Annotated in this window: 22 protein-coding genes; 7 read left to right on the top strand and 15 right to left on the bottom strand. The window is 65.4% G+C overall.

Translation table 11 applies throughout. The features are described from left to right. Positions 1-5: 5 nt before the first annotated feature. From G6N81_RS07315 to ykgO, 5 genes are all read right to left on the bottom strand, one after another. Positions 6-398, bottom strand: a complete 393-nt coding sequence (locus G6N81_RS07315; protein ID WP_165135025.1) for a Fur family transcriptional regulator — start codon at positions 396-398, stop codon at positions 6-8. 10 nt (positions 399-408) lie between these two features. Next, positions 409-1,314, bottom strand: coding sequence for a metal ABC transporter permease (locus G6N81_RS07320; RefSeq protein WP_165135028.1), 906 nt, complete (start codon positions 1,312-1,314; stop codon positions 409-411). Between the two features lies 1 nt (position 1,315). Then, a complete protein-coding gene (locus G6N81_RS07325; protein WP_241244912.1) occupies positions 1,316-2,140 on the bottom strand; it encodes a metal ABC transporter ATP-binding protein in 825 nt (274 codons plus the stop codon). A 73-nt stretch (positions 2,141-2,213) separates the two neighbouring features. Then, on the bottom strand, positions 2,214-3,224 hold the full coding sequence (locus tag G6N81_RS07330) for a metal ABC transporter solute-binding protein, Zn/Mn family (RefSeq protein ID WP_165135031.1): 1,011 nt from the start codon (positions 3,222-3,224) through the stop codon (positions 2,214-2,216). Between the two features lie 142 nt (positions 3,225-3,366). Next, entirely contained in the window at positions 3,367-3,489 is a 123-nt protein-coding gene (gene ykgO / locus G6N81_RS07335) for a type B 50S ribosomal protein L36 (RefSeq protein WP_165135034.1), read from the bottom strand. Positions 3,490-3,562: 73 nt separating this feature from the next. On the opposite strand from ykgO, the gene G6N81_RS07340 reads away from it, so the two are divergent. Further along, positions 3,563-4,573, top strand: a complete 1,011-nt coding sequence (locus tag G6N81_RS07340) for a GTP-binding protein (RefSeq protein WP_165135036.1) — start codon at positions 3,563-3,565, stop codon at positions 4,571-4,573. A gap of 13 nt (positions 4,574-4,586) precedes the next feature. Here G6N81_RS07340 and G6N81_RS07345 read toward each other — a convergent pair whose 3' ends face one another. The 6 genes from G6N81_RS07345 to purB form a co-directional block, all read right to left on the bottom strand. Next, positions 4,587-7,838 carry a DEAD/DEAH box helicase gene (locus G6N81_RS07345; protein ID WP_165135039.1) on the bottom strand — a complete coding sequence of 1,084 codons (3,252 nt, stop codon included), beginning with the start codon at positions 7,836-7,838 and terminating at the stop codon, positions 4,587-4,589. Between the two features lie 36 nt (positions 7,839-7,874). After that, positions 7,875-9,185, bottom strand: coding sequence for a dihydrolipoamide acetyltransferase family protein (locus G6N81_RS07350; RefSeq protein ID WP_165135042.1), 1,311 nt, complete (start codon positions 9,183-9,185; stop codon positions 7,875-7,877). A 13-nt stretch (positions 9,186-9,198) separates the two neighbouring features. Beyond that, positions 9,199-10,179: an alpha-ketoacid dehydrogenase subunit beta gene (locus tag G6N81_RS07355; protein WP_165135045.1), complete on the bottom strand. Its 981-nt coding sequence runs from the start codon at positions 10,177-10,179 to the stop codon at positions 9,199-9,201. Next, positions 10,176-11,306, bottom strand: coding sequence for a thiamine pyrophosphate-dependent dehydrogenase E1 component subunit alpha (locus tag G6N81_RS07360; protein ID WP_165137844.1), 1,131 nt, complete (start codon positions 11,304-11,306; stop codon positions 10,176-10,178). The genes G6N81_RS07355 and G6N81_RS07360 overlap by 4 nt, the downstream gene beginning before the upstream one ends. A gap of 86 nt (positions 11,307-11,392) precedes the next feature. Next, on the bottom strand, positions 11,393-11,632 hold the full coding sequence (locus tag G6N81_RS07365) for a hypothetical protein (protein ID WP_165135048.1): 240 nt from the start codon (positions 11,630-11,632) through the stop codon (positions 11,393-11,395). A gap of 109 nt (positions 11,633-11,741) precedes the next feature. Next, positions 11,742-13,130, bottom strand: coding sequence for an adenylosuccinate lyase (gene purB / locus G6N81_RS07370; protein WP_165135051.1), 1,389 nt, complete (start codon positions 13,128-13,130; stop codon positions 11,742-11,744). A 161-nt stretch (positions 13,131-13,291) separates the two neighbouring features. On the opposite strand from purB, the gene G6N81_RS07375 reads away from it, so the two are divergent. Beyond that, the gene (locus G6N81_RS07375) at positions 13,292-13,561 is read left to right on the top strand and encodes a hypothetical protein (RefSeq protein ID WP_165135054.1); all 270 of its coding nucleotides are present in this window, start codon (positions 13,292-13,294) and stop codon (positions 13,559-13,561) included. Then, positions 13,558-14,913 carry a hypothetical protein gene (locus G6N81_RS07380; RefSeq protein WP_165135057.1) on the top strand — a complete coding sequence of 452 codons (1,356 nt, stop codon included), beginning with the start codon at positions 13,558-13,560 and terminating at the stop codon, positions 14,911-14,913. Before G6N81_RS07375 ends, G6N81_RS07380 begins: the two co-directional genes overlap by 4 nt. On the opposite strand, the gene G6N81_RS07385 is transcribed toward G6N81_RS07380, so the two are convergent. Further along, positions 14,910-15,305, bottom strand: coding sequence for a phage holin family protein (locus G6N81_RS07385; protein WP_165135060.1), 396 nt, complete (start codon positions 15,303-15,305; stop codon positions 14,910-14,912). The genes G6N81_RS07380 and G6N81_RS07385 overlap by 4 nt on opposite strands. Before the next feature lie 144 nt (positions 15,306-15,449). Here G6N81_RS07385 and G6N81_RS07390 point away from each other — a divergent pair, with 144 nt between their 5' ends. Further along, positions 15,450-16,511: a histidinol-phosphate transaminase gene (locus tag G6N81_RS07390; protein WP_165135063.1), complete on the top strand. Its 1,062-nt coding sequence runs from the start codon at positions 15,450-15,452 to the stop codon at positions 16,509-16,511. A 26-nt stretch (positions 16,512-16,537) separates the two neighbouring features. Here G6N81_RS07390 and G6N81_RS07395 read toward each other — a convergent pair whose 3' ends face one another. From G6N81_RS07395 to aztA, 3 genes are all read right to left on the bottom strand, one after another. Beyond that, positions 16,538-16,876: an amino acid transporter gene (locus G6N81_RS07395; RefSeq protein ID WP_165135066.1), complete on the bottom strand. Its 339-nt coding sequence runs from the start codon at positions 16,874-16,876 to the stop codon at positions 16,538-16,540. After that, the gene (locus tag G6N81_RS07400) at positions 16,873-17,481 is read right to left on the bottom strand and encodes an acyl-CoA synthetase (protein ID WP_165135069.1); all 609 of its coding nucleotides are present in this window, start codon (positions 17,479-17,481) and stop codon (positions 16,873-16,875) included. Before G6N81_RS07400 ends, G6N81_RS07395 begins: the two co-directional genes overlap by 4 nt. A 61-nt stretch (positions 17,482-17,542) precedes the next feature. Beyond that, positions 17,543-18,178, bottom strand: coding sequence for a zinc ABC transporter ATP-binding protein AztA (gene aztA / locus G6N81_RS07405; protein WP_165135072.1), 636 nt, complete (start codon positions 18,176-18,178; stop codon positions 17,543-17,545). A gap of 134 nt (positions 18,179-18,312) precedes the next feature. Between aztA and aztB the strand changes: the two genes are divergently transcribed. The 3 genes from aztB to aztC are packed head-to-tail and all read left to right on the top strand — an operon-like array spanning position 18,313 to position 21,334. After that, the gene (gene aztB, locus G6N81_RS07410) at positions 18,313-19,152 is read left to right on the top strand and encodes a zinc ABC transporter permease AztB (protein ID WP_241245133.1); all 840 of its coding nucleotides are present in this window, start codon (positions 18,313-18,315) and stop codon (positions 19,150-19,152) included. Continuing rightward, entirely contained in the window at positions 19,149-20,411 is a 1,263-nt protein-coding gene (locus G6N81_RS07415) for an ABC transporter (protein WP_165135075.1), read from the top strand. The genes aztB and G6N81_RS07415 overlap by 4 nt, the downstream gene beginning before the upstream one ends. Next, positions 20,408-21,334, top strand: a complete 927-nt coding sequence (gene aztC, locus G6N81_RS07420; protein ID WP_165135078.1) for a zinc ABC transporter substrate-binding protein AztC — start codon at positions 20,408-20,410, stop codon at positions 21,332-21,334. Before G6N81_RS07415 ends, aztC begins: the two co-directional genes overlap by 4 nt. The last annotated feature ends 17 nt before the right edge of the window (positions 21,335-21,351 follow it).

Raw genomic sequence — 21,351 nt, forward strand, 5'->3', positions numbered from 1 at the left:
GGACCTTACGCTCGCTTGGCAGCGCAGTCGGCGCAGAGGCCGAAAACGTCGACCACATGCTCGGCCTCAGTGAAGCCGTTCTCGGACGCGACATCGTGCGCCCACTTCTCAACGGCCGTCGCCTCGATCTCCACCGTGCGACCGCAGCTGCGGCAGATCAGGTGGTGGTGGTGGCCCTCCATCACGCACGCCCGGTAGAGGTTCTCACCGTCGGGGCTCTGCAGGCTGTCCGCCTGACCCGCCTTTGCGAGTGACGAAAGCGCGCGGTACACGGTTGCCAGCCCGATACCGGTGTCCTCCCGGATCAGAGCATGGAGGTCCTGCGCGCTCACGAAACCGTCGGACTCTCCGAGCGCCTCGCGCACGCGTTCCTTCTGCCAAGTGTTGCGCTGTGCCATAGTGCGAACCCTACTTTGCGGTGCTGAGTTCGTCCGCACCGAGTGCCTGGAGTCGGATGTGAACCACGCGTCCGCGCCAGGCCGAGGTGATGCGGCACACGAGGTAGATGGTGAACGAAATCGTCGTGATGTAGGGGCTCACGGGAAGCGTTCCCGCGATCGCCAGCAGGATCCCGCCCACGGCGGACACGAAGCCGAACAGCGCCGCCAGCAGCGGAACAACCACCGGGTTGTTACTCACGCGCATTGCCGCCGCGGCCGGGGTCACCAGCAGCGCCATCACCAGAAGCGCGCCGATCACGTGCACGGCCGCCGCGACGATCGCGCCCAGCAACAGCATGAAGACGATGCTCAAGCCACCTGTGGGCAGGCCGCGGGCCTCCGCGCCCTGCGGGTCGAGCGAATCGAACCTCAGCGGGTTCCACACGACGATGAGGCCGACCAGCACGACGACGCTGATGCCGACGAGCCAGTTCAGGTCCAGACTCGACACCGAAACGATCTGGCCGGTCAGCAGGCTGAAGCGGTTAGCTGATCTGCCCTCGTAGAGCGAGATGAACAGGATGCCCAGGCCCAGGCCGAACGGCATGAGAACACCGACAATGGAGTTCCTGTCGCGCGCCCTGGCTCCCAGGAGCCCGATGAGCAGCGCCGCCACGATCGCCCCGCCCAGCGAACCGAGCACAATGGAACCGCCGAACAGCAGCGCCGCCGCTGCGCCGGCGAAGGAGAGTTCGCTGATGCCGTGCACCGCGAACGCCATATCGCGCTGCATCACGAAGACTCCGATGAGACCGCCGACAATACCGAGCGCCGTTCCCGCGATAAGCGGGTTGATCATCAGCTGAAGCAGGGCGCCGTAATTCTCAAACGAGAGCACGTCGCTCCACCCGAGAGCCGGAACAATCGTGGCCATCTCAGAGAACTCCCTGATCGTCGGCGTGGTCATGCTCGTGATGCGGGTGATGCGGTTCGGCGTCAGGAATTCCGACGACCAGCAGGCGACCCGCGGCGCGAATCACGTCGACAGGCGCCCCGTACAAATCTGTGAGCACATCGGTTCGCAGCACCTCTTCCGGTGTTCCCAGCCGAAAACGGCCGCCGACGATGTACAAAATGCGGTCGACGATGTCGAGGATCGGGTTGACGTCGTGGGTCACGAGGACCACACCGGCGGCCCTGTCGCGACGTTCGCGGTCGATGATGCGCGTGACGGCGCGCTGATTGGCCAGATCGAGGCTGGACAGCGGCTCGTCGCACAGCAGCAGATCCGGGTTATCGGCGAGCGCTTGTCCCACACGCAACCGCTGTTGTTCGCCACCCGACAACGACCCGACGGGGTCATTTGCGAAGGACGATGCCCCAACGGCCTCGAGCAGGGCTTCCGTCCGGGCGCGATCGCCGCGGCGCGGAATCGGCGCACCGAAACGCGCGCCGCTCACACCGAGGGCGACAAGGTCACGGCCCCGCATGTTCGTGCCCAGGGGGAAGGGACGTTGCTGCGGGATATAACCAACCCGCTTGTTTCCCTGGCGCACAGGGCGGCCGTTCACGCGAATGTCACCGGCGCTGAGGCTCTGCAGGCCGAGAATCGCGCGCAACAGCGACGTCTTCCCCGAGCCACTGGGGCCCAGAACGGCGATCAGCTCGCCGGGCGCCACCGAGAGGTCAAGGCCCTGCCAAAGGTCGCGGCCGCGTAGCCGAAGACCGGCACCGGCAATCTGCAGAACGGGTTCCGTCACCAGACCACCATAATCATGATTCTCAATACGGCGGCTGGGAACCTGCGCCCCTCTCAGAGCCTCGGAGGCGGGATTAGCCCAGCGCGTCCATCAGTGCGTCGATGTTGGCGTCCATCCACCCGAAGTACTCGAGGCCGTCGGGAAGCGTCTCGGTGAACTCGATCACCGGAATTCCCAGAGACTCTGCCTCGGTGATCATTCGCTCCGTCTCCGAGCCGCCGGTCTGGGCGTTGGCGACGAGCACGTCGACGTCATCCTCTTCCAGAGCCGTCAGGGCGGCCAGCAGAACCGCCGGCGAGACATCCTGACCGTGTTCGACGGCTTCGGCAAAACCGTCCACCGTGACATCGATCAGACCGCCGGCTTCGGCGAGGTAACCACCAACGGGCTCCGTGAAGAACACCGTGGCCCCCGCGTGCGCATCTTCGAGGCTCGACAGCCTGTCCTCGAGAGACGCAATGTTCGCGATAACCTCGTCCGCGCCGTCGACGACGATCTCGGCCAGTTCGGGCTCGAGGTCCGCGACGGTGTCGCGAATCGCCTCGACGAGGTGCTCGATCGTGTGCGGGTCGTACCAGACGTGCTCGTTGAAGCCGTGAATGTGACCGTGGTCGTCGTGATCGTCGTGATCATGGTCGTCGTGATCATGGTCATCGTCGTCCGCGTGTTCGTGACCGCCGGGATAGTCGTGGCTGTACTCAACGGCCTCGATGACGTTCGCGGTGGCGGCCCGCTCGATCAGACCCTCCATGAACACGTCATAGCCGCCGCCGTTCATGATGACCAGATCGGCGTCCTGGATCGTCAGCTGATCCTGGGCCGTTGCCTCGTAGGCGTGGGGATCAAGCGATGCCGAGTCGATAATCGCCTCAACAACCGCGGCGTCGCCGACGATCTTCTGAGCGATGTCGGCATAGACGCTCGTTGACGCGACGATGCGGAACGTGGGCGCCGTGGGTTCATCCGTTGCGGCATCGCCCGACGCGACGTCGTCACCCTGGTCGCCCGCAGAACCACATCCGGCGAGAGCAAGGGCGGGCACCGCGAGGAAAGCGGCGGGGATCAGACGACGACGGTTACGCATGCCTCGACAATACCGGATGAGAATCGTTATCAGACTCAACGAGCAGACAACAGCCCCACTCGCCGCCGGTTCATCATGCTCCGGAACGAGTGGGGCTCTCGCATCACCTGATGCAACTCGCACGGCTGTGCCCGCGGCGCGCTCAGCCCTGGCGACCCTTGAAACGGGGGTTCTGCTTGTTGATGACGTAGATCTTCCCGCGGCGGCGGACCACCTGAGCACCCGGCTGATTCTTGAGGGACTTGAGTGAAGCACGGACCTTCATGACGACTCCTTCTTGAGAATGATTGTCGTTATTACTGTACCGTGGACAGTTCGAGAGTTCGAAGGGAACCCACATGGAGCAGGTTGACGTTGTCGCGGTCATGGGAACGTGCATTCCCGAGCGCGGAAAGCACGGCGTCCATATCGCCCAGCGCACCGGGCGAACGTTCTTCCCCGCACATCGGATCGCTGTCTCTCCCGATCCCGTCGATGAGGCACAAGCCTTGGCGGCGTGGGCGGATGGTCCCGGAGGAGCCGTTGTGGAGTTCCCTGCATCTGTTGCCCCCACCGAGATCATCGGCCGCTTTGCGCACCCCACCTCGTCGGCGTCCCTGGTCGGTCTCGTTTGCGTTGTCGACGCACCTCACCTGCTCGATGACATCGCCCGCGACGACTACCTCGTGCACCGCTCACCCGACGGCGATCGGGTCTTCCGCGCTCGTGCCCTGGCAACGGTCACGCAGATCGAATACGCCACCACCGTCGTCCTCATCAACTGGGATGCCCTCTCCACCCCCGAGCTCTCGACGATGCTCGCGCTCATCAGCGCGCTCAGCCCCCGCGTACGCACCCGCCTGCACCCGTCGCCATACGATGCCCCGGAACAGACCACCCCTCTCACCGCCGTTCAGGATCGACCCGGCTGGATCGCCCTGCTCAACGACGACTTCGAGCCGCACATGACCGACGATCGTGTGAGTGCTCTGCGCTTCCAGTCGGTACGCCCGTTCCACCCCGCACGGCTAGAGAAACTGCTCGACACGCAAATCGAGGCAGGCGCGTTCGGAAGCGTTCTCCGGTCGGCCGGCTTCTGTCGCCTCGCCACACGGCCCGGCGTCACCGCGCACTGGGAACACGTCGGGTCGATGCTGTCGCTGCCTCCCGTCAGCCGCGACGACGAGCTGGAGGACGACGAGGAAATGCTCGCGGCCGGACAAGACATCGCTCTGTTCGGGTTGGATCTCGATCGCCCCGCTCTCGCGCGCGCTTTCGGCGACGCCACCCTTACTGACGAAGAGTTCGCGCAGGGTCCGGCGGTGTGGATGACCTACGACGACCCCTTCCCCGCCTGGGCCGTGGCGTAGGCGCTCCGCGCACCTATGGCCGAGGCTCCCCCAACAGGGCACGGTAGTCGTCGGCTCCGAGCGCCTCGGCCGGGGCCCCGGCAAGCACCTCCTCGAACAGGCGACGCTTGCGCGACTGCAGATCGAGCACCTTCTGCTCGATCGTTCCGGCGGAGATCAGGCGATAAACCATCACGGGCTTGGTTTGGCCAATGCGGTGCGCGCGATCAACGGCCTGTGCCTCGGCCGCGGGGTTCCACCACGGGTCGAGAACAACGCAGTAGTCGGCCGCGGTGAGGTTCAGACCCGTTCCGCCCGCCTTGAGAGAAAGGAAGAAGGCCGGCACCTCACCCGCCGAGAAGCGGTCGATCGCCCGCGCACGCTGTGCGTGAGGGGTGGACCCGTCGAGATATGCGTAGCGAATGCCGCGAGCCTCGGCAACCTGTGCGGCAAGACCAAGAAAAGACGTGAACTGGCTGAACACCAGCACGCGGTGGCCATCCGCGACGATCTCGTCGAGAAGTTCCCCCAGTTTGTCGAGCTTGGCCGAACCGCCATCAGCGCCGGCGTAGCTGGGGTCGAGAGCATGCATTCTCAGCGTGGTCAGCGACGCGAGAATCTGAATGCGGTTCTTCTCGACATCGTCCAGCAGCCCCAACAGCTTCTGCTGCTCACGCCGGAACCGTCGCTCATACGCCCGCTGGTGCGCCGGGTGCAGAACCACCTCGAGCGTCTGTTCCGTTTTCGGAGGGAGCTCTGGCGCCACCTGCTCTTTCGTGCGGCGCATCAGGAACGGGCGCAGTCGCGCCCGCAGACGATCACGCCGTGATGCGTTCCGCTCGCGCTCGATCTGACGCTGGAACTGGTCGCGGAAATGCGCGCGGGTGCCGAAGAGCCCGGGCGCGACAAGAGTGGCGATCGCGAACAACTCCATCAGGTTGTTCTCCATGGGCGTTCCCGTGATCGCGAACTTCGTCGGCACGTCGAGCGTGCGGGCGAGGGCGTATCCGCGTGACGCGGTGTTCTTGACCTGCTGCGCCTCGTCGAGCACGAGAACGCGGAACCCCATCTGAGCGAAGTCTTCGTGGTCCAGTCGAAAGATCGCATAGCTCGTGACGACGAGGGCGGCGTTTCCGGCGGCATCGGCAACCCGAGTACCGCGCTTTCCGGCGGTGTCGCGGATGGCTGTTGCCCCGAGTGCTGGTGCGAACCGCTCGGCCTCGGCCACCCAGTGGCCGACAACGCTGGTGGGCGTGACAACGAGGAAGCGGGCGTCCGGTTCGTCCTCGCGGGCCTGGGCGAGCGCCGCGAGAACCTGCACCGTTTTTCCGAGCCCCATATCGTCCGCGAGGATGCCGCCCAGGCGATGCCGTCGCAAGAAGTCGAGCCAGGAGAACCCTTCGCGCTGATATTCGCGTAGCTCTGCCGTGAACGACGACGGAGGATGCCGCATTTCCACGCGATCCGCCCCCAGCTGCCGCATCGCCGCGAACCACTGCTTCTCTTGCGAAGAGATCACCCCGATCTCGGCGAGCTCCTGCCAGATGTCGAACTGATAGCGCGGAATCCGAACGCGGTCGGATGTGGTGTCGTGCAGCGCCTTCGCCTGTGTGAGAACGTCGCGAAGGCGCGCGAACCGCTCATCGACCAACGGGAATACCGTGCCGCTGAGCAGGCGGAAATACGTCTGTCCGCGCGAGAGCGCCGTGACGAGCTGACTGCTGGACACCGGCTCGCCCTGAATGGTGACGACGATGTTCAGCTCGAACCAGTCGTGTCCACCGGGGTCGGCACCGAAAGAAATGAGCGGTTCCTCTGTGGCGAACGCGTACGCGGGAACCTCACTGTGCGGCTCGTACCGGACATCGTCGAGTGCGCGCACGGCCGGCAATACCTCGGCCAGGAACTCGACCGTCTCATCGCGGTCCAGGTCACGCGCCGGGAACACGCGATCGGCCCGCCCGCGCTGCAGGAGGTGTGAAAAGCGTCCGGCCGCGCTCTCAACCATCGACATGATCTCGCGCTCAGCCGCGCCATCCCGGCGCGCACCGTTGGGGTAATCCCACTCCCAGAACAGCCGGGCAACGGGGTCCGCGTGACGAACGGCGAGCACAAGAACGGGGCGCGGCGGAAGGGGAATCTCGAACGACTCATCGCTGGAGAACAGCGGGGCAACCTCGCGCACATGGGGCAGATAGTCCCGCTGGAAATCCTCGATCCCCACCGCAGGAATCGTGAGCCGGCCGCCACGGCGGAGACGATCGAATTCGTCGGTGGCCGGCGCTTCCAGCGGCACAATATCCGTGATTGCGGTGCCCTCCGCGCGGGCAACGGCGATCGTCGGCGCGCCCAGTGACAACACGGCGGAAGCGTCCGATGCCTCGGGCGCGCGATCGTCGCGCGTGATCACGGGGTCTACCCAGAGTGTTCCGCGCACCATGCGCAGATCGATCGCCGCCCTGCTCGGGATCTGGCCCACCGCGATCTCGCGCTGCTCGCGCTCGTCGGCCACGAAGACGACGCCGGCGTCGTGCGCCGCCCGCAACAACTCCCACAGGCCGCGCGCTGGCGTCGCGTCCAGGCGAATCCACTCGCTTGTCCATCCCGTGCCGAAGTAGACACGGTTCCCACTGTGTTCACGCATGCGGTCGACGAGAGCGGGGAAGTTCACGCGTGACGAAAACAGTGCCTCGATCTCGCCCAGCACGCGCGCCCGCGGATCGTTACTCCACCGCTGGGCCGCAAGGTTTTTCCACGTGACCTCGCCGCGCACCCAGGTGCCGCCCTTGCCTCGAACGGCGGGCCGGATCGCGATTCCCGCGCCGGGCGGATCACCCGCCTCGGCCTCGCGCACGGCAAAGAGCAGAGCGATGTCGGACGGCGGGTCAGCCTGATCATCGTCGGGTTCCGCAGAGATCACTCGCTCGAGCGCCTTCTGCCACGTTGGCGGCTGCGGAGTGCGGCGGGTCGTTTCTGCTCCGGTTCCCGTCAGCGCCAGCGGTGGTTCGGCCGATGCCAGCGCGTGAACCGCGGCAGCGGCGTGCGCACACATGCCGGCGCCGTCGTGAGAACACCAGCAGTCGATACTGGTCTCGCCCTGGGTGCCATCGAGGATCACCTCAACGCTGACCGACCCCACCGTGACCAATCCCGTGGCCACAGAACGCCCCGACTCTTTGCGCAGAACACGCACCGGAAGGCCGTGAAACAGCGCGCGCCCATCATCAGCGTCATCGGCCGCGAAAAACGCGTCAACGTGCGCTGGGGTGAGGACGAGCCGGGGCATGCGCACCACGTTAGAGCTCACCTCTGACGAACAGACTCAGTCGAGCAGGAGCGCCGGCTCCTCCAACACGGCGGCGATGTCCGCCAAGAACCGGCTGATCTTGTCGCCGTCAACGACACGGTGGTCGAACGATCCGGAGACAGTCGTCACCCACGCCGGACGCACCTCGCCATCGACCACCCACGGCTTCTGGCGAATCGAGCCCATGGCCACGATGCCCGCCTCACCCGGGTTGAGAATCGGCGTTCCGGCGTCCATTCCGAACACCCCGATGTTGGTGATCGTGATGGTTCCGCCCTGCTGGTCCTCGGGGCTGGTCTTGCCGTCGCGTGCCTTCTGCGTCAGGCTCTGCAGGGCGATCGCCAGCTCGCGGATCGACATCTTCTGCGCGTCCTTGATGTTCGGAACGAGCAGTCCGCGCGGCGTGGCCGCGGCGATCCCCAGATTGACGTAGTTGCGCACCTGGATCTCGGCGCCGCTTTCGGTATCGATCCACGCGGCGTTGATCTCGGGAGTGCGCTGCGCGGCCCAGATCACGGCCTTCGCGTACACAAGCAGCGGAGACACGCGTACATCCGCGAACTGCGGCTGCTTCTTCAACCGGGCAACGAATTCCATCGTTCGCGTGGCGTCGACATCTGTCCACACCGACACATGCGGCGCCGTGTAGGCGGACCCAACCATCGCGCTGGCCGTGGCTTTGCGCACGCCCTTGACGGGGATCGCCTCATAGCGATCATCCAGCGGCTTCTGCGGAGCGGGGATACGACGCTCGCGCTCTGCCGGCCACTCCGGAGTCGACATATTGCGGAAAACAGACGCCTGCTCGGCGTGCCGCATCACATCTTCGCGGGTGACCTCGCCTGCCGGGCCCGTGCCCGCGACATCGCTCAGCGTGACGCCGACGTCGCGTGCCAGCTTGCGCACGGGAGGCTTCGCGATCACACCAACGCTCGACGCGACAACACGATCGTGCGTCTTAGGTGCTCGGCGGGTCTTCGCCTCGGCTCCGGAACCGTAGCCGACAAGCACCGCCGAGTCGGAGGCATCCGGCGTCGGCTCTGGGGTGGCCCCGCCTTCCGATGCCGACGCCTGCTCTTCTGGCGCGCCACCGGAGGTGTCGATCGTCAGGATCGGAGCTCCGACGTCGACCGTTGTTCCCTCGTCGACCAGCAGCTCGCCCACCGTGCCAGTGAAGGGCGACGGGAGCTCGACAACGCTCTTTGCCGTCTCGATGTCAGCGATCGTGTCATTCACGGCGATCTGATCGCCCGGCTTCACGCGCCACTCAATCAGCTCGGCCTCTGTGAGACCCTCGCCAACATCCGGCAGGTTGAACGTCTCCATAACGGAGATCCTCTCAGTAGGCGAGCGCGCGGTCCACGGCTTCGAGCACGCGGTCCGCATCGGGAAGATAGGTGCCCTCCAGCTTGGCAGGCGGGAAGGGAACATCGAAGCCTGACACCCGGAGAACCGGCGCCTCGAGCGAGTAGAACGCACGTTCCGTCACGGTTGCGGCGATCTCCCCGCCGATCGATGTGTGCCCGGGTGCTTCCTGGGCCCACACCAGGCGGCCGGTCTGCCGAACCGACTCCACGAGGGGGTCGTAGTCGACGGGCGACAGCGAGCGCAGGTCGACAACCTCGCAACTCGTACCCTCGGACTCAGCGATCGCGGCTGCTTGCAACAGCACGGCGACCATCGCGCCGTGTCCGGCCAGCGTCACATCCGTTCCCGGACGGACAACCCGCGTGGCGTGCAGCGGCAGGGCCCGATCATCGATGTCCACCTCGCCCTTTTGCCAGTACCGACTCTTGGGCTCCATGAAGATCACGGGATCGTTCGAGCGGATCGCATCCTGGATCATCCAGTACGCGTCGTTGGGCGTTGACGGGCTGACAACGCGCAGACCCGGCGTGTGGGTGAAGTATGCCTCGGGGCTCTCCTGGTGGTGCTCCACCGCGCCGATGTGTCCGCCGTAGGGAATGCGGATGACAACAGGCATCGTGATGCCGCCCTCGTGGCGGTTCTGCAGCTTCGCCAGCTGTGTGGTGATCTGGTCAAACGCGGGAAACACGAAGCCATCGAACTGGATCTCGATCACGGGGCGGAAACCCGCCATCGTCAGACCGATCGCCGTTCCCACGATGCCGGACTCGGCGAGAGGGGTGTCGAGAACCCGGTTCTCGCCGAAGTCGCGCTGCAGGTGCTCAGTGACCCGGAAGACGCCACCGAGCTTGCCGATGTCCTCTCCCATGAGCAGCACGCGGGAGTCGTCTTCCATCGCCTTGCGCAGTCCGGCGTTCATCGCCTTCGCGAAGGTCATCGTCTCGCGGCTCATGCTGTGCCTCCCTCGAACGATGCCTCGTATTCGGCCAACCACGCCGCCTGCTGTTCCATGAGGGCGTGCGGTTCGGAGTACACGTGCGCGAACATGCTGTCCGCTGTGGGCTCCGGAAGCTTCACGATCCGCTCTCGTGCATCAGCCGAGAGCTCATCACCTTCCCGCTCCACATCGGCGAAGAAGGCGGCATCGGCGCCCCGCGCTTCGAGGAACGCCTTCATCCGCGAGATCGGGTCCTTCGCGTCCCACGCCGCTTCTTCTTCGCGGGTGCGGTACTTGGTGGGGTCATCGCTTGTCGTGTGTGCGCCTCGGCGATACGTGACCGCCTCGATCGCCCGCGGCCCTCCGCCCGTTCGTGCCTCGTCCAGCAACATGCGCGAAACGGCATACGATGCGAGCACATCGTTGCCGTCGATGCGCACACTGGGGATGCCATACCCGGCGGAACGCTCGACAAGAGGCGCCTTCGCCTGCGTGGAAACGGGAACCGAGATCGCCCAGTGGTTGTTCTGTAGGAAGAACAGCTGCGGCGTGTTGTACGACGCGGCGAACACCATCGCCTCGTGAACATCGCCCTCGCTCGCGGCTCCATCACCGTAGTAAACGACGACGGCCTCGTCCGTATCGACGTCGCCGCTTCCGGCGCGGCCGTCAAAGTTCAGGCCCATCGCCAGCCCCGTTGCGTGCAGCGTCTGCGTTCCGAGCACGAGAGTGTAGAGGCGCGTGTTCCCGTTCTTGGGGTCTGTCGGGTCCCACCCTCCGTGCGTTGTTCCGCGCATGAGACCGAGGATGTCGACCGGGTCGACGCCCCGAATTTTCGCGACAACGTGCTCGCGATAAGACGGGAAGATCGTGTCCTGCGCACGTGTGGCCCGCGCGGAGCCGACCTGCGCGGCCTCCTGGCCCCAGGACGGTGGCCACAGCGCGAGCTGACCCTGCCGCTGAAGAAGGGTCGCCTGCCGGTCGAAGGCTCGGATGACCGCCATATCGCGGTACATCTGCCGGAGCGCGTCGTCGTCGAGGGTGTCGACGATCGCACGGTACGGCTCTGCCTGCTCGTTTGGCGCAAGCGTTCCGTCCGGCTGAAGGAAGCGCACCACGGCGTCGTCAGCCGCGGGGTTCAGGTTCTGTGCCGATGTCACCGTTCCACGCTATGCCCCCCGGCTGATGAGTGTGCCGAAAGGATGCCCACAACGCATCGGCGTTTCCTCTAGTGGATGATCACAACGATCAGAGGTGCAGAACGAAAAACCCGCCGGAGCTCAAGCTCCGGCGGGTTGGTGTCTGGCGAACGACGTTCGCGTAACAGACACCGATAATCAGCGGCGAGCTGAGTAGCGACCACCACCCAGGCGGCAATCCCGGCGATGAGCATGATCGCCCCGGCAATGATGATGAGGGCGGAAAGAACCTTCGGAGCTCGGTGAGGCGTAGCGGTGGTGTCGGACACAGTGGTCTCCCTTGTTGACGAAACGGGAAGCCAAAAATGTCTATACAAAGCTATGGATCGCCTGCGGCCGCGTAGCCCGCCGACACATTCTGGCGGGCTACGCGAACCCCTACTTCTCGAGCTTCGACCGAACGAGGCTCTCGGCGAGGCCCGCGTAGCCTGCGGGTGTCAGCGCCTTCAGTCGGCCCTTCGCCTCGTCAGAGATGTTCAGTCCGTCCACGAACACCGTCAGGTCCTCGGCTCCGATGCGGTGACCTCGCGTCAAATCCTTGAGCAGAGCATAGGGATCTGTGATGTCCGACCGGCCCGCGACGACCTCGGCACGGATCACCGTCTGGATGGCCTCGGCGAGCACTTCCCAGTTGCGGTCCAGATCGGCCAGCAGAACATCACGTGCGAGCGCGATCTGGTCAAGGCCTCCACGCAGATTGTTCAGCGCAAGAAGCGAGTGTCCGAATGCCACGCCGATGTTGCGCTGGGTGGTGGAGTCGGTGAGGTCGCGCTGCATGCGCGAGGTCACGAGGGTCTGCGCAAGCGTCGCAAACAGCCCACCCGCGATTTCGAGGTTCGCCTCGGCGTTCTCGAACTTAATCGGGTTGATCTTGTGCGGCATCGTCGACGACCCCGTGGCTCCCGCAACCGGAATCTGCGTGAAGTAGCCGAGCGAGATGTAGGTCCATATGTCCTGCGCGAGGTTGTGCAGAATCGCGCCGGCGTGCTTGACGTGGTCGTACAGTTCTGCCTGCCAGTCGTGCGGCTCGATCTGCGTCGTCAGGGGGTTGTATCCCAGCCCGATGCCCTCGATAAACGTCTGTGTGAGAGCAGGCCAGTCCGCTGCCGGTTCGGCGGCGATGTGAGCTGACCAGGTTCCGGTCGCACCAGAGAACTTCGCCAGGTACTCCGTCTGCTCGATGCGCGAGAGCACGCGCTCCAGGCGCCAAACAAAGACACCGAGTTCCTTGCCCATCGTCGTCGGCGTTGCCGGCTGACCGTGGGTGCGGGCGAGCATGGGCGCGTCGGCGAGCTCCAGCGACACCGTGCGGAGCTTCTCGATGACGTCACGGAAGGCGGGAAGCCAGACCTCTTTTACGGCCCGCTGGACCGTGAGGGCGTAGGACGCCGAGTTGATGTCCTCGCTGGTGCACGCGAAGTGGGTGAGCTCCGCAAGAGCATCGAGGCCCAGCTGTGAGAGACGCTCGCGCACGAAGTACTCGATGGCCTTCACATCGTGGCGGGTGACGGCCTCGCGCTCGGCCAGCCAGTCGATCTCCTCCTGCCCGAACTCACGGTAGGCGAGGCGCAGCTGTTCCTTCACGTCACCCGCAAGCGGTTCCGTTCCGAACAGGCGGTTATCGGTCAGGTGAATCAGCCACTCCACCTCAACTTCGACCCGCGCCCTGTTCAGGCCGGCCTCCGAGAGGTAGTTCGCCAGCGGCGCGACCGCTGAGCGGTAGCGTCCATCGAGCGGACTAAGGGGCTGAAGGGGAAAATCGGCCATGAGGCACCTCCGGTACGAGGCGGGAAGGGAGCACCTCACACGATACTTGTCCGCGCGCGAGAGACGGAGTTACATGTCCACACGCGCCGGTTCGTGAAGTTATCTGACGATCGCCGCTCTCACGCGCGTGACGGCGCCGTTCATCGCGCATCGTTGGCCGTATGTACAGCATGTCAATCGGAGAGCAGGCACGGCAGGCGCTCACGGATGCCGCCGCGGCGATGGAGCGCGGCCGCGGCGAGGCGGAATATGCGATGCGGTTGCTCCAGGCCGTCGCGGGCGACATCGCCTGGCGTTCCCCGGCGTCGGAGCGGTTTCACGAATCGACGTGGGACATCGCCGGAGAGCTGGCGGGAATCGTCGAGTCCTTCGACTCGGAGGCCGCCCTGTTTCGCACACAGGCCCAGTACGTCGAAAGCCTGCCCCTATGAGCCTCACGGTCACGCACGGCGCAATCGTCGAAGTCAACCCCGATGAGCTCAGGACCATGGCACAGCGCGTGGACAACGTACCCGCAGAAGCACGGCGCGCACAGGCGAGTTGCCTCGCCGCCGATCAGCACCGCGCCCTCGTTCCGCCCGAGATCCCCATCGGATGGACAGGGCGCACACTGATCCCTTCTCGCCTCGATCGCGTTATCCACGATCTCGAGACACTCGCGGTCTCCCTTCGCCACGCGGCAGACGTCTACGAGCTGGTGGAAGGGCGCATGCGCGCTTATATGTTCTCCGAAGCGGGTGCCACCGTGCCGGAAGATGAGTTGGTTCACCTGGTGCGGCTCAGGCATGCTCATCCCGATGCGGCCGCGGCCGCCGATCGAGCGTTCGACGCCTGGCAGACCCTCACCCGAATGCGGATGGTCAATGACTGGGCATACACGCCATCGCCTTCCCCGTTCATCCGCGGCGGAGACCTGGCAATGGTGCTCACCGTGGGGTTGTCGATGTTTCGCGCCGGCGCACGCATGGGCCCGGGATCGACGGGGGAGCTCCGCCGACAGCAGAATCGCAGCGGCAGCGCCGCGGCTGGGCCACCACCACGCATGGAGGTTGCCACGTCGCGCTCCGCGGCCCCGTCCACGATCGCTGAGTCGATTCGCCGAATCCCGAACGATGAGGGAAACGGCTATGACGCCCGCGACAGAGTACGCGTCGATCGGTACACCATGCCCGACGGCAGCGCCCGGTACGTGACGTACATCGCAGGGTCACAGGGCAACCCCCTCGACCCGAGCGACCCCTGGTCCTGGCAGCGAAACCTGGGCCTGTATTTGGGAGAACGCGAATCGGCGGGGTACGACTTCACTGTCGAGGCACTGCGTCAGGCCGGCGCCCAGCCCGGAGATGTTGTTGAGGTGCACGGGTTCTCACAGGGAGCGATGATCGCTCAGCGAGTCGCCACCGACAGCGACTTCGACGTGCAGCGCGTCACGATCGTCGGCTCGCCGCAGCACGCGGTGCTCGGCGACGACGCCACCGCCCTCACCATCGCGCATACGGACGATCCGGTGGCGGCGCTGGCGGCGGGAGGGTCTCCCAGCACCCTGGCGGATGAGGACAGTGTGCTGGTCACCCGGCGCCATGCCGATGGCGGAGGGCCGCTCTGGGACCCGTGGGTCGCCGGATCACACCGGGTAAACAGCTACGCCGAAACCGCTCGAGTGTTCGAGGAATCCGGCGATCCGCGGGTCGGGGGCTTCCGAGAGCATCTCGCCGATCTCGGCGGCGCTGAGAGCGTCGAGCGCTTTGTGTTCTCCGTGCCGGAACAGGAGAAAGGTGACTAGCGGCGCTTCTTCTGGGGGCGCAGAACGATTCCGAAGATCATGTTGATGATCGCGAGGATGATGCCGGCTCCTACACCGCTCCAGAAGCCGCCCACATCCAGGCCCCAGTGCCAGAAACTCGTGAACCAGGCGGTGATCAGCAGCAGGAAACCGTTCATCGCCAGCGCGATGAGCCCCAGCGTCAGCACGAACAGGGGGAACGCCACGACCTTGATGATCGGGCGGATGATCGCGTTAACGATCCCGAACAGCGCACCGATGGCGACGAGAGTGAACAGGAACCACCACATGTCGTCGCCGCCGAACGGCGTGATGCTCACGCTAAGAAACGGAATGAGCGTGAGCACCCAAATGGCGAAGCCATTCATGATCGATGTGATGAGAAATCTCATGCGCCCATCGTGGCACCCCGCCGCAGGCCATCCGCTGAGCATGTCCCGTGAGGGAGGTGTGGCACGCGGCGCACCACGGAAAAGTGAGCGGACCGCACACTCAGGGGTGCTGAACAGCTGGCAACATGACCTAAAGTCGATCGCGTGACTGACACACCTGTTCTGCCTCGTATCCGTCCTGAGATTGCGGCGCTTCCTCCCTACCGCCAGGGTCGCCCCGCCGATTCGACGGGTTTCAAGCTCTCGAGCAACGAGAACCCCTTCGATCCGCTTCCCGGTGTGATCGACGCGGTCCGCGGTGCGGTCACGCTGAACCGGTACCCCGACGCCACCGCCGGCCGACTGCGCGCCGCGCTCGGTGCTCGCTACGGCGTCGACCCCGATCAGGTACTGATCGGCGCGGGCAGCGTTTCCCTTCTCGCCGGTTTTCTGCAGGCCGCCGCCGGCCCCGGGGACGAAGTCATCTACGCGTGGCGTTCCTTCGAGGCCTATCCCTCACTGACGCTCGTCGCCGGCGGCACCAGCGTGCAGGTTCCGAACCGGCCCGATGGTGGACACGATCTGCAGGCGATGGCGGCGGCGATCACGGAACGCACCCGGTGCATCCTCGTGTGCTCGCCGAACAATCCCACGGGCCCGATCGTGACGAGCGCCGAGTTCGGTGAATTCCTCGCGCAGGTCCCTTCCGATGTGCTCGTCTTGTTGGACGAGGCCTACGCCGAGTTCGTCACGGATGACGAGGCCGTCGATGGCATCGCCGAACGCGTGTTCGATGCACACCCCAACGTCGTCGTGCTGCGCACGTTCTCGAAGGCGTACGGCCTGGCTGCTCTGCGAGTGGGCTACGCGATCGGACACAGCCGGGTGCTCGACGGCGCACGGGCCACCCAAATGCCCCTGTCCGTGACGGAGCAGGCAGAAGAAGCAGCCCTGGCCAGCCTCGCGCACGAGGACGAAATGGCGGAGCGCGTGCGCACTCTCATCGATCGTCGTGACCGCCTCGCGGCGCAGCTGCGCGACACGGGCTGGGACATTCCCGTGTCACACGGCAACTTCGTGTGGTTGCCAACAACGGACCCGTCCGTCGCGGCCGCGTTCGACGCCGCGGGCATCGTGGTGCGACCGTTCCCCGAGGGCGTGCGGATCTCGGTCGGAGAAGAGGAATCGATCGCCCGCGTTGTCGAGGTTGTCGGGACGCTGGCCTAACGACGAGTGGCACCGGTGCTCCGGCGCTACTCGGTTCGGTTTTCCCCAGGAGCGTCGCCGTCTGCGCCGTCGTCAACATCGTCCTCGTGCTGCGTGAGGATGGGCTTATCCGTCGGCGTCACGACATCGCGGGGGTCGACAACGAGCAGCAGAAGCGCAAGCCCCAGAAGCACCGCGATGAAAACGATGCCGGCGAGAATGCCGCCGACGCGCCACGCAGAGGTGACGACCTCAGATCCCGCGCCCGTAAACCCGCCCATCGACATCACGGCAACAAAGCCGGCGAAAAGCGCGGACGCAAACGCGACCCCCAGAAGCTGAATCGGCTTCATCAGGTCACGACGGGTGGGCTGCTTGTCGGTCACGATTCGTCCTTATGCGTGGCTACGGGCGCGGGCGACGCAGCGCCGATGCCGAGGTAAACGGCCACGATCGCGGCCCATCCGCCGAAGAGGCCGACGCCGATGATCGTTCCCGTCAGGGTGAAGGTGCGCCCGGCGTCCTCGATGAAGTAGTCGAGCGAATACTGCGGCGACACCACGAGCGAAACCACCGCGAGCAGCAGCGTCAAGGCTCCGACGACCAGGCGGTCGCGGCGCTCCTGCTCTCCGATATCGCGGGCGCGACGTCCGGACATCAACTCGGCACTGCCCGCGACAACAGCCCAGGCAATCAGTACCCAGTGAAAACGCGTTGCCGCATCACCCCACGGGAGGAATCCCGCGATCAACGCCAGTGCGTGTACGGCGCCGAGGATCCCGTAGATGCGATCCACGTTTCCGCGGCGGTACGCGACGAAGCCCCAGAGGAGAATCGCCATCGCGCCGGCGAATACCTGGAAGAGCAGCAGGCTGAACTCGCCGGTTCGCTCCTGCACGAAGGTGGCGGTCAGTGCGGCCACGGCAACGATGAGGGCCCGGAGCACCAAAACAACACGCGCGTCGCGCGGCGTGACAGAGCGTGCGGGCATGCAGGTTCCTTCAGCGGGAGGGGGTGGTACCCATCCTATTGTTTCCCGCTGATGAATGCCCTCAGAGCGTTTCCTTTGCGTCGCCTGTGCGTCGCCCGGCTTCGAGCCGGATCACACGATCGGCGCACAGCAGGTCTTCGTCATCGTGCGTCACCCAGCCGATCGCCCGACCGCGGGCGGCTTCGTCTTTGAGGATCTGGCGGGTGCGCTCGCGGCTTTCCGCGTCGAGGCCCGCGGCGGGTTCGTCGAACAGCATGATCGCCGCATCGCGTGCGATGCCCTGCGCGATCAGCGCGCGCTGACGTTGACCACCCGACAGCTCATGGATCGATCGCTTCTCGAGATCGATGAGGCCCACGCGCGCAAGCGCGTCATCCACCGCGATCTGCACCTCGCGCCGCGGGCGTCGGCGCGTCCAGGTTCCCATCAACACGGTTTCGCGCACCGTGAGGGGAAATCCTTCGGGAACGCGGACGCGCTGCACGACAAGCGCGATATCACCCGTGCGCTCAACGACACCACTCCGCGGCGAGCGCACACCGGCCATGATCTCGACCAGGGTCGACTTACCGGATCCGTTCTCGCCCGCGATCGCCGTGAGTACGCCGGCGTCGAGGCGCGCGTCAACGTCGTGGAGAACGTCATGGCCCGCGTAGGCGAAGCAAACGCCGCGGGCCAGGAGGGCTGGTGTTGTCATTCTGGCAATCCTAAACGATAACCATTCTCATCCTCATATATAGTCGTCGAATATGCCCCTCCTCCTCGACCCGTTCGCCGCGGACTTCATGTCGCGCGCTTCTCGGCGGCGTTCTCGTCGCCGCGATCTGCGGAATCGTCGGCACCTGGGTCGTCACACGCGGCATGGCATTCCTTGGCGAGGCGATCGGCCACGGCATGTTGCCCGGTGTCGCGATCGCCACGCTGGCCGGGTGGCCAGCCATCCTCGGCGGCGCCGTCAGCGCCGCCTTCATGAGCGCAACGATCGGATTCCTGCAGCGCAGGGGCCGGCTGTCCTATGACACGAGCATCGGTCTTCTCTTCGTCGGCATGCTGTCGCTGGGAGTGATCATCGTGTCGCACTCGCGCAGCTTCGCCACCGATGCAACCGTGATGCTGTTCGGCGACATCCTCGCGGTGCGAGCGGGCGACCTCCTTCTTCTTGCTGGTGCTCTTGTCGCGACCGTTGTTGTCGCCATGGCCTTCCATCGTTCCTTCGTCGCGGCAGCTTTCGACGAGCGCATCGCTCTTACGATCGGCCTCCGCCCGCGCCTGGCACACATCATGCTGACGGCGCTGGTCACCCTGGCGGTTGTTGCCTCGTATCAGGCCGTCGGATCGCTTCTCGTGGTCGGCATGCTGCTGGCCCCCGCCGTTGCCGCTGGCCGATGGACCCGGTCGATCGTGTCCACGATGATGCTCGCCACCGTGTTCGGCGCGGTGGCCGTTGTGATCGGCCTGCTCGTTTCTTGGTACGGCGCAACCGCCGCAGGGCCGACGATTGCTGGCACCGCCATCGTGCTCGCCGGCGTTTCCGCCGCAGTGTCCAGCGGTGTGCGTCACGTGCGCATGCGACTCGGTTCCCACGCTCCCCACGCCCCGTCGCGTTCGGCCGCCCCCGCCTTCTCCGCGGCATCCGCCCCGGGAGATCTCGTCACGGAAAGAGATCAATGACCCGCACCACCCGCTTCTCTCTCGTCGCCGCACCACTCGCCCTGGGCTTTGTCCTGGCCGGTTGTGCACCGACAACGGGAGAGCCGGCCCCGCCAGCGCCGTCAGCAACCGAGGCGGCATCCGACGCACAAGGACCTGCGGATGAGGACGACCACGGCCTGATACCGGGGGCCGAAGAAGTCGCTGAGCCGCAGTCACAACTGGTGTCCGTTGCCGCCGACGGCTCCGTCGGCCTTCTCGACCTGCTGACGGGCGAGGAGACGGAGCTCGGCACGGTCGGAACACCCAGCGATATCGCGAGCGACGGGCGCTATGCCTTTGTCACCACCAAAGACGGTGCCACCGTGATCGATGGGGGCCGCTGGTCCTGGGATCACGGGGATCACTTCCACTACTACCGTGCTACGCCCGCGCTTGCCGGAACGATTCCGGGAAGCGGTCCTGTTCACGTGACGGGTTCACCGTTGTCCACAGCGGGCGGAACCGGTCTGTTCTTCGACGGCTCGGGCGAGGCCGTCCTCATCGACAACAGCGCGCTGTCCGACGGTGAGATCACCGAGACGCTCCGCATCGACACGGGCGCCGAATCGGGAGTTGTCGCACCCATCGGAGACGGCGCGATCGTCGCAACGCACGGCGGCGCCCTGGCTGACACCGCCCAGTTCTTCGGCGCGGATGGTGAACCCGTTGACGGGGCAAGCGCGGCCTGTATCGCGCCGTCGGGCGCCATCACCACCCGCGTGGGAACGGTCGTTGGATGCGAGGACGGCGCCCTCATCGCCGTCACGAATGGTGATGGCATTGACATCTCCATGGTCGAGTACCCCGACGGGGCGACGCGGACCGAGAGTTTCTCCGGACGCAAGAACCGGCCCACCGTTTCGGGAGTCGACGGCGATGGCGGTTTCTGGCTGCTCAGCACCAGGTCACGCGCGTGGCAGCACGTTGACACCGACCAGGATCTGGTGATCGCAACGACTGCTGATAACGCCGATGGCCATGTTGTCGCCCTCGATACCGATGGCCGGATCATCGTTTTCAGCGAGGACGGTGAGCAACTCGCAGAAACCGAGCCGATCGTCGCCGACTCACTCGTAGACGGCGCCCATGTCGACCTCGTCGTCGACCAGCAGCGCGCCTACCTCAGTGCGCCGTCCGAGGGCGTCGTCTACGAAATCGACTACGCCGACGGTGCCCGCATCGCTCGCGAGCTGACGCCGTCGGTTTCCCCCGACTTCGCCACGGAGCTCGGCCGATGACCGCGTCCACGCTCACGTTTCGCCTCGCTGCCGCGACAACAGCGGCGAGCGCGCTGATTCTCGCTGGATGTGCGCCCGCGACCCTCTCGTCAGATCGTCCCCACCTGGTCGTGACAACGAACATCCTCGGCGATGTTGTGTCGGAGGTCGCCGGAGATGCAGCGGACGTCACGGTTCTCATGCGCCCCAATGCCGATCCGCACTCCTTTGAGATTTCCGCGCAGGAGGCGGCGATGCTCGCAGATGCCGACCTTCTCGTCTCCAACGGACTCGGCTTGGAAGAGAACGTCGAACTGCATCTCGCGACAGCCGCGTCCGCTGGCGCAATGCGTTTCGTCGCCGGTGACCACATCGAAGTCATCGAATACGCCTCTGACGAAGCGTCCGGCCCCGATCCGCATTTCTGGACCGACCCCGGTCGCATCGTTGACGTTGTTGTCGCCCTCGAGGAACAGCTCACGGCGATGCCGGAAATCGACTCCGCAACGATCGAACAGAATGCCGCCGCCTACCTCGCCGAGATCGAACAGCTCGATGCCGAGATGACGGAGTCCTTCGCCTCGATCCCGCGGGAAAACCGGGCGCTCGTGACGAACCACCACGTGTTCGGGTATCTGGCGGATCGCTTTGATTTCACCACCGTCGGCACCGTGATTCCCGGGGGCACAACGCTTGCCTCTCCGTCCGCCGCGGACCTCGACAGCCTCGCGACGGCGATCCAGACGACGGGCGTCCCGGCGATCTTCGCGGAGTCCTCGCAACCGGATCGTCTGATCCAGGTGCTCGCGAGCGAGGTCGACATCCATATCGACGTCGTCGAGCTGTTCAGTGAGTCGCTCACAGGCGCCGACGAAGAAGCCTCGACCTACATCACCATGATGCGCGTCAACACCGAGCGCATAACCAACGGACTCTCACGATGAGGGCCAACGAAAGGAAC

This window comes from Microbacterium amylolyticum (assembly GCF_011046975.1).
GTDB classification, from domain to species: Bacteria; Actinomycetota; Actinomycetes; order Actinomycetales; family Microbacteriaceae; genus Microbacterium; species Microbacterium amylolyticum.

Coding starts and splice junctions, on each gene's coding strand:
- G6N81_RS07375 (WP_165135054.1), top strand. CDS start 13,292: ATGTACAGCATGTCAATCGGAGAGCAGGCACGGCAGGCGCTCACGGAT.
- G6N81_RS07350 (WP_165135042.1), bottom strand. CDS start 9,185: ATGGAGACGTTCAACCTGCCGGATGTTGGCGAGGGTCTCACAGAGGCC.
- G6N81_RS07340 (WP_165135036.1), top strand. CDS start 3,563: ATGGAGCAGGTTGACGTTGTCGCGGTCATGGGAACGTGCATTCCCGAG.
- aztC (WP_165135078.1), top strand. CDS start 20,408: ATGACCGCGTCCACGCTCACGTTTCGCCTCGCTGCCGCGACAACAGCG.
- G6N81_RS07315 (WP_165135025.1), bottom strand. CDS start 398: ATGGCACAGCGCAACACTTGGCAGAAGGAACGCGTGCGCGAGGCGCTC.
- G6N81_RS07330 (WP_165135031.1), bottom strand. CDS start 3,224: ATGCGTAACCGTCGTCGTCTGATCCCCGCCGCTTTCCTCGCGGTGCCC.
- G6N81_RS07345 (WP_165135039.1), bottom strand. CDS start 7,838: ATGCCCCGGCTCGTCCTCACCCCAGCGCACGTTGACGCGTTTTTCGCG.
- G6N81_RS07385 (WP_165135060.1), bottom strand. CDS start 15,305: ATGAGATTTCTCATCACATCGATCATGAATGGCTTCGCCATTTGGGTG.
- G6N81_RS07320 (WP_165135028.1), bottom strand. CDS start 1,314: ATGGCCACGATTGTTCCGGCTCTCGGGTGGAGCGACGTGCTCTCGTTT.
- G6N81_RS07400 (WP_165135069.1), bottom strand. CDS start 17,481: ATGCCCGCACGCTCTGTCACGCCGCGCGACGCGCGTGTTGTTTTGGTG.
- G6N81_RS07415 (WP_165135075.1), top strand. CDS start 19,149: ATGACCCGCACCACCCGCTTCTCTCTCGTCGCCGCACCACTCGCCCTG.
- G6N81_RS07380 (WP_165135057.1), top strand. CDS start 13,558: ATGAGCCTCACGGTCACGCACGGCGCAATCGTCGAAGTCAACCCCGAT.
- purB (WP_165135051.1), bottom strand. CDS start 13,130: ATGGCCGATTTTCCCCTTCAGCCCCTTAGTCCGCTCGATGGACGCTAC.
- ykgO (WP_165135034.1), bottom strand. CDS start 3,489: ATGAAGGTCCGTGCTTCACTCAAGTCCCTCAAGAATCAGCCGGGTGCT.
- G6N81_RS07355 (WP_165135045.1), bottom strand. CDS start 10,179: ATGAGCCGCGAGACGATGACCTTCGCGAAGGCGATGAACGCCGGACTG.
- aztA (WP_165135072.1), bottom strand. CDS start 18,178: ATGACAACACCAGCCCTCCTGGCCCGCGGCGTTTGCTTCGCCTACGCG.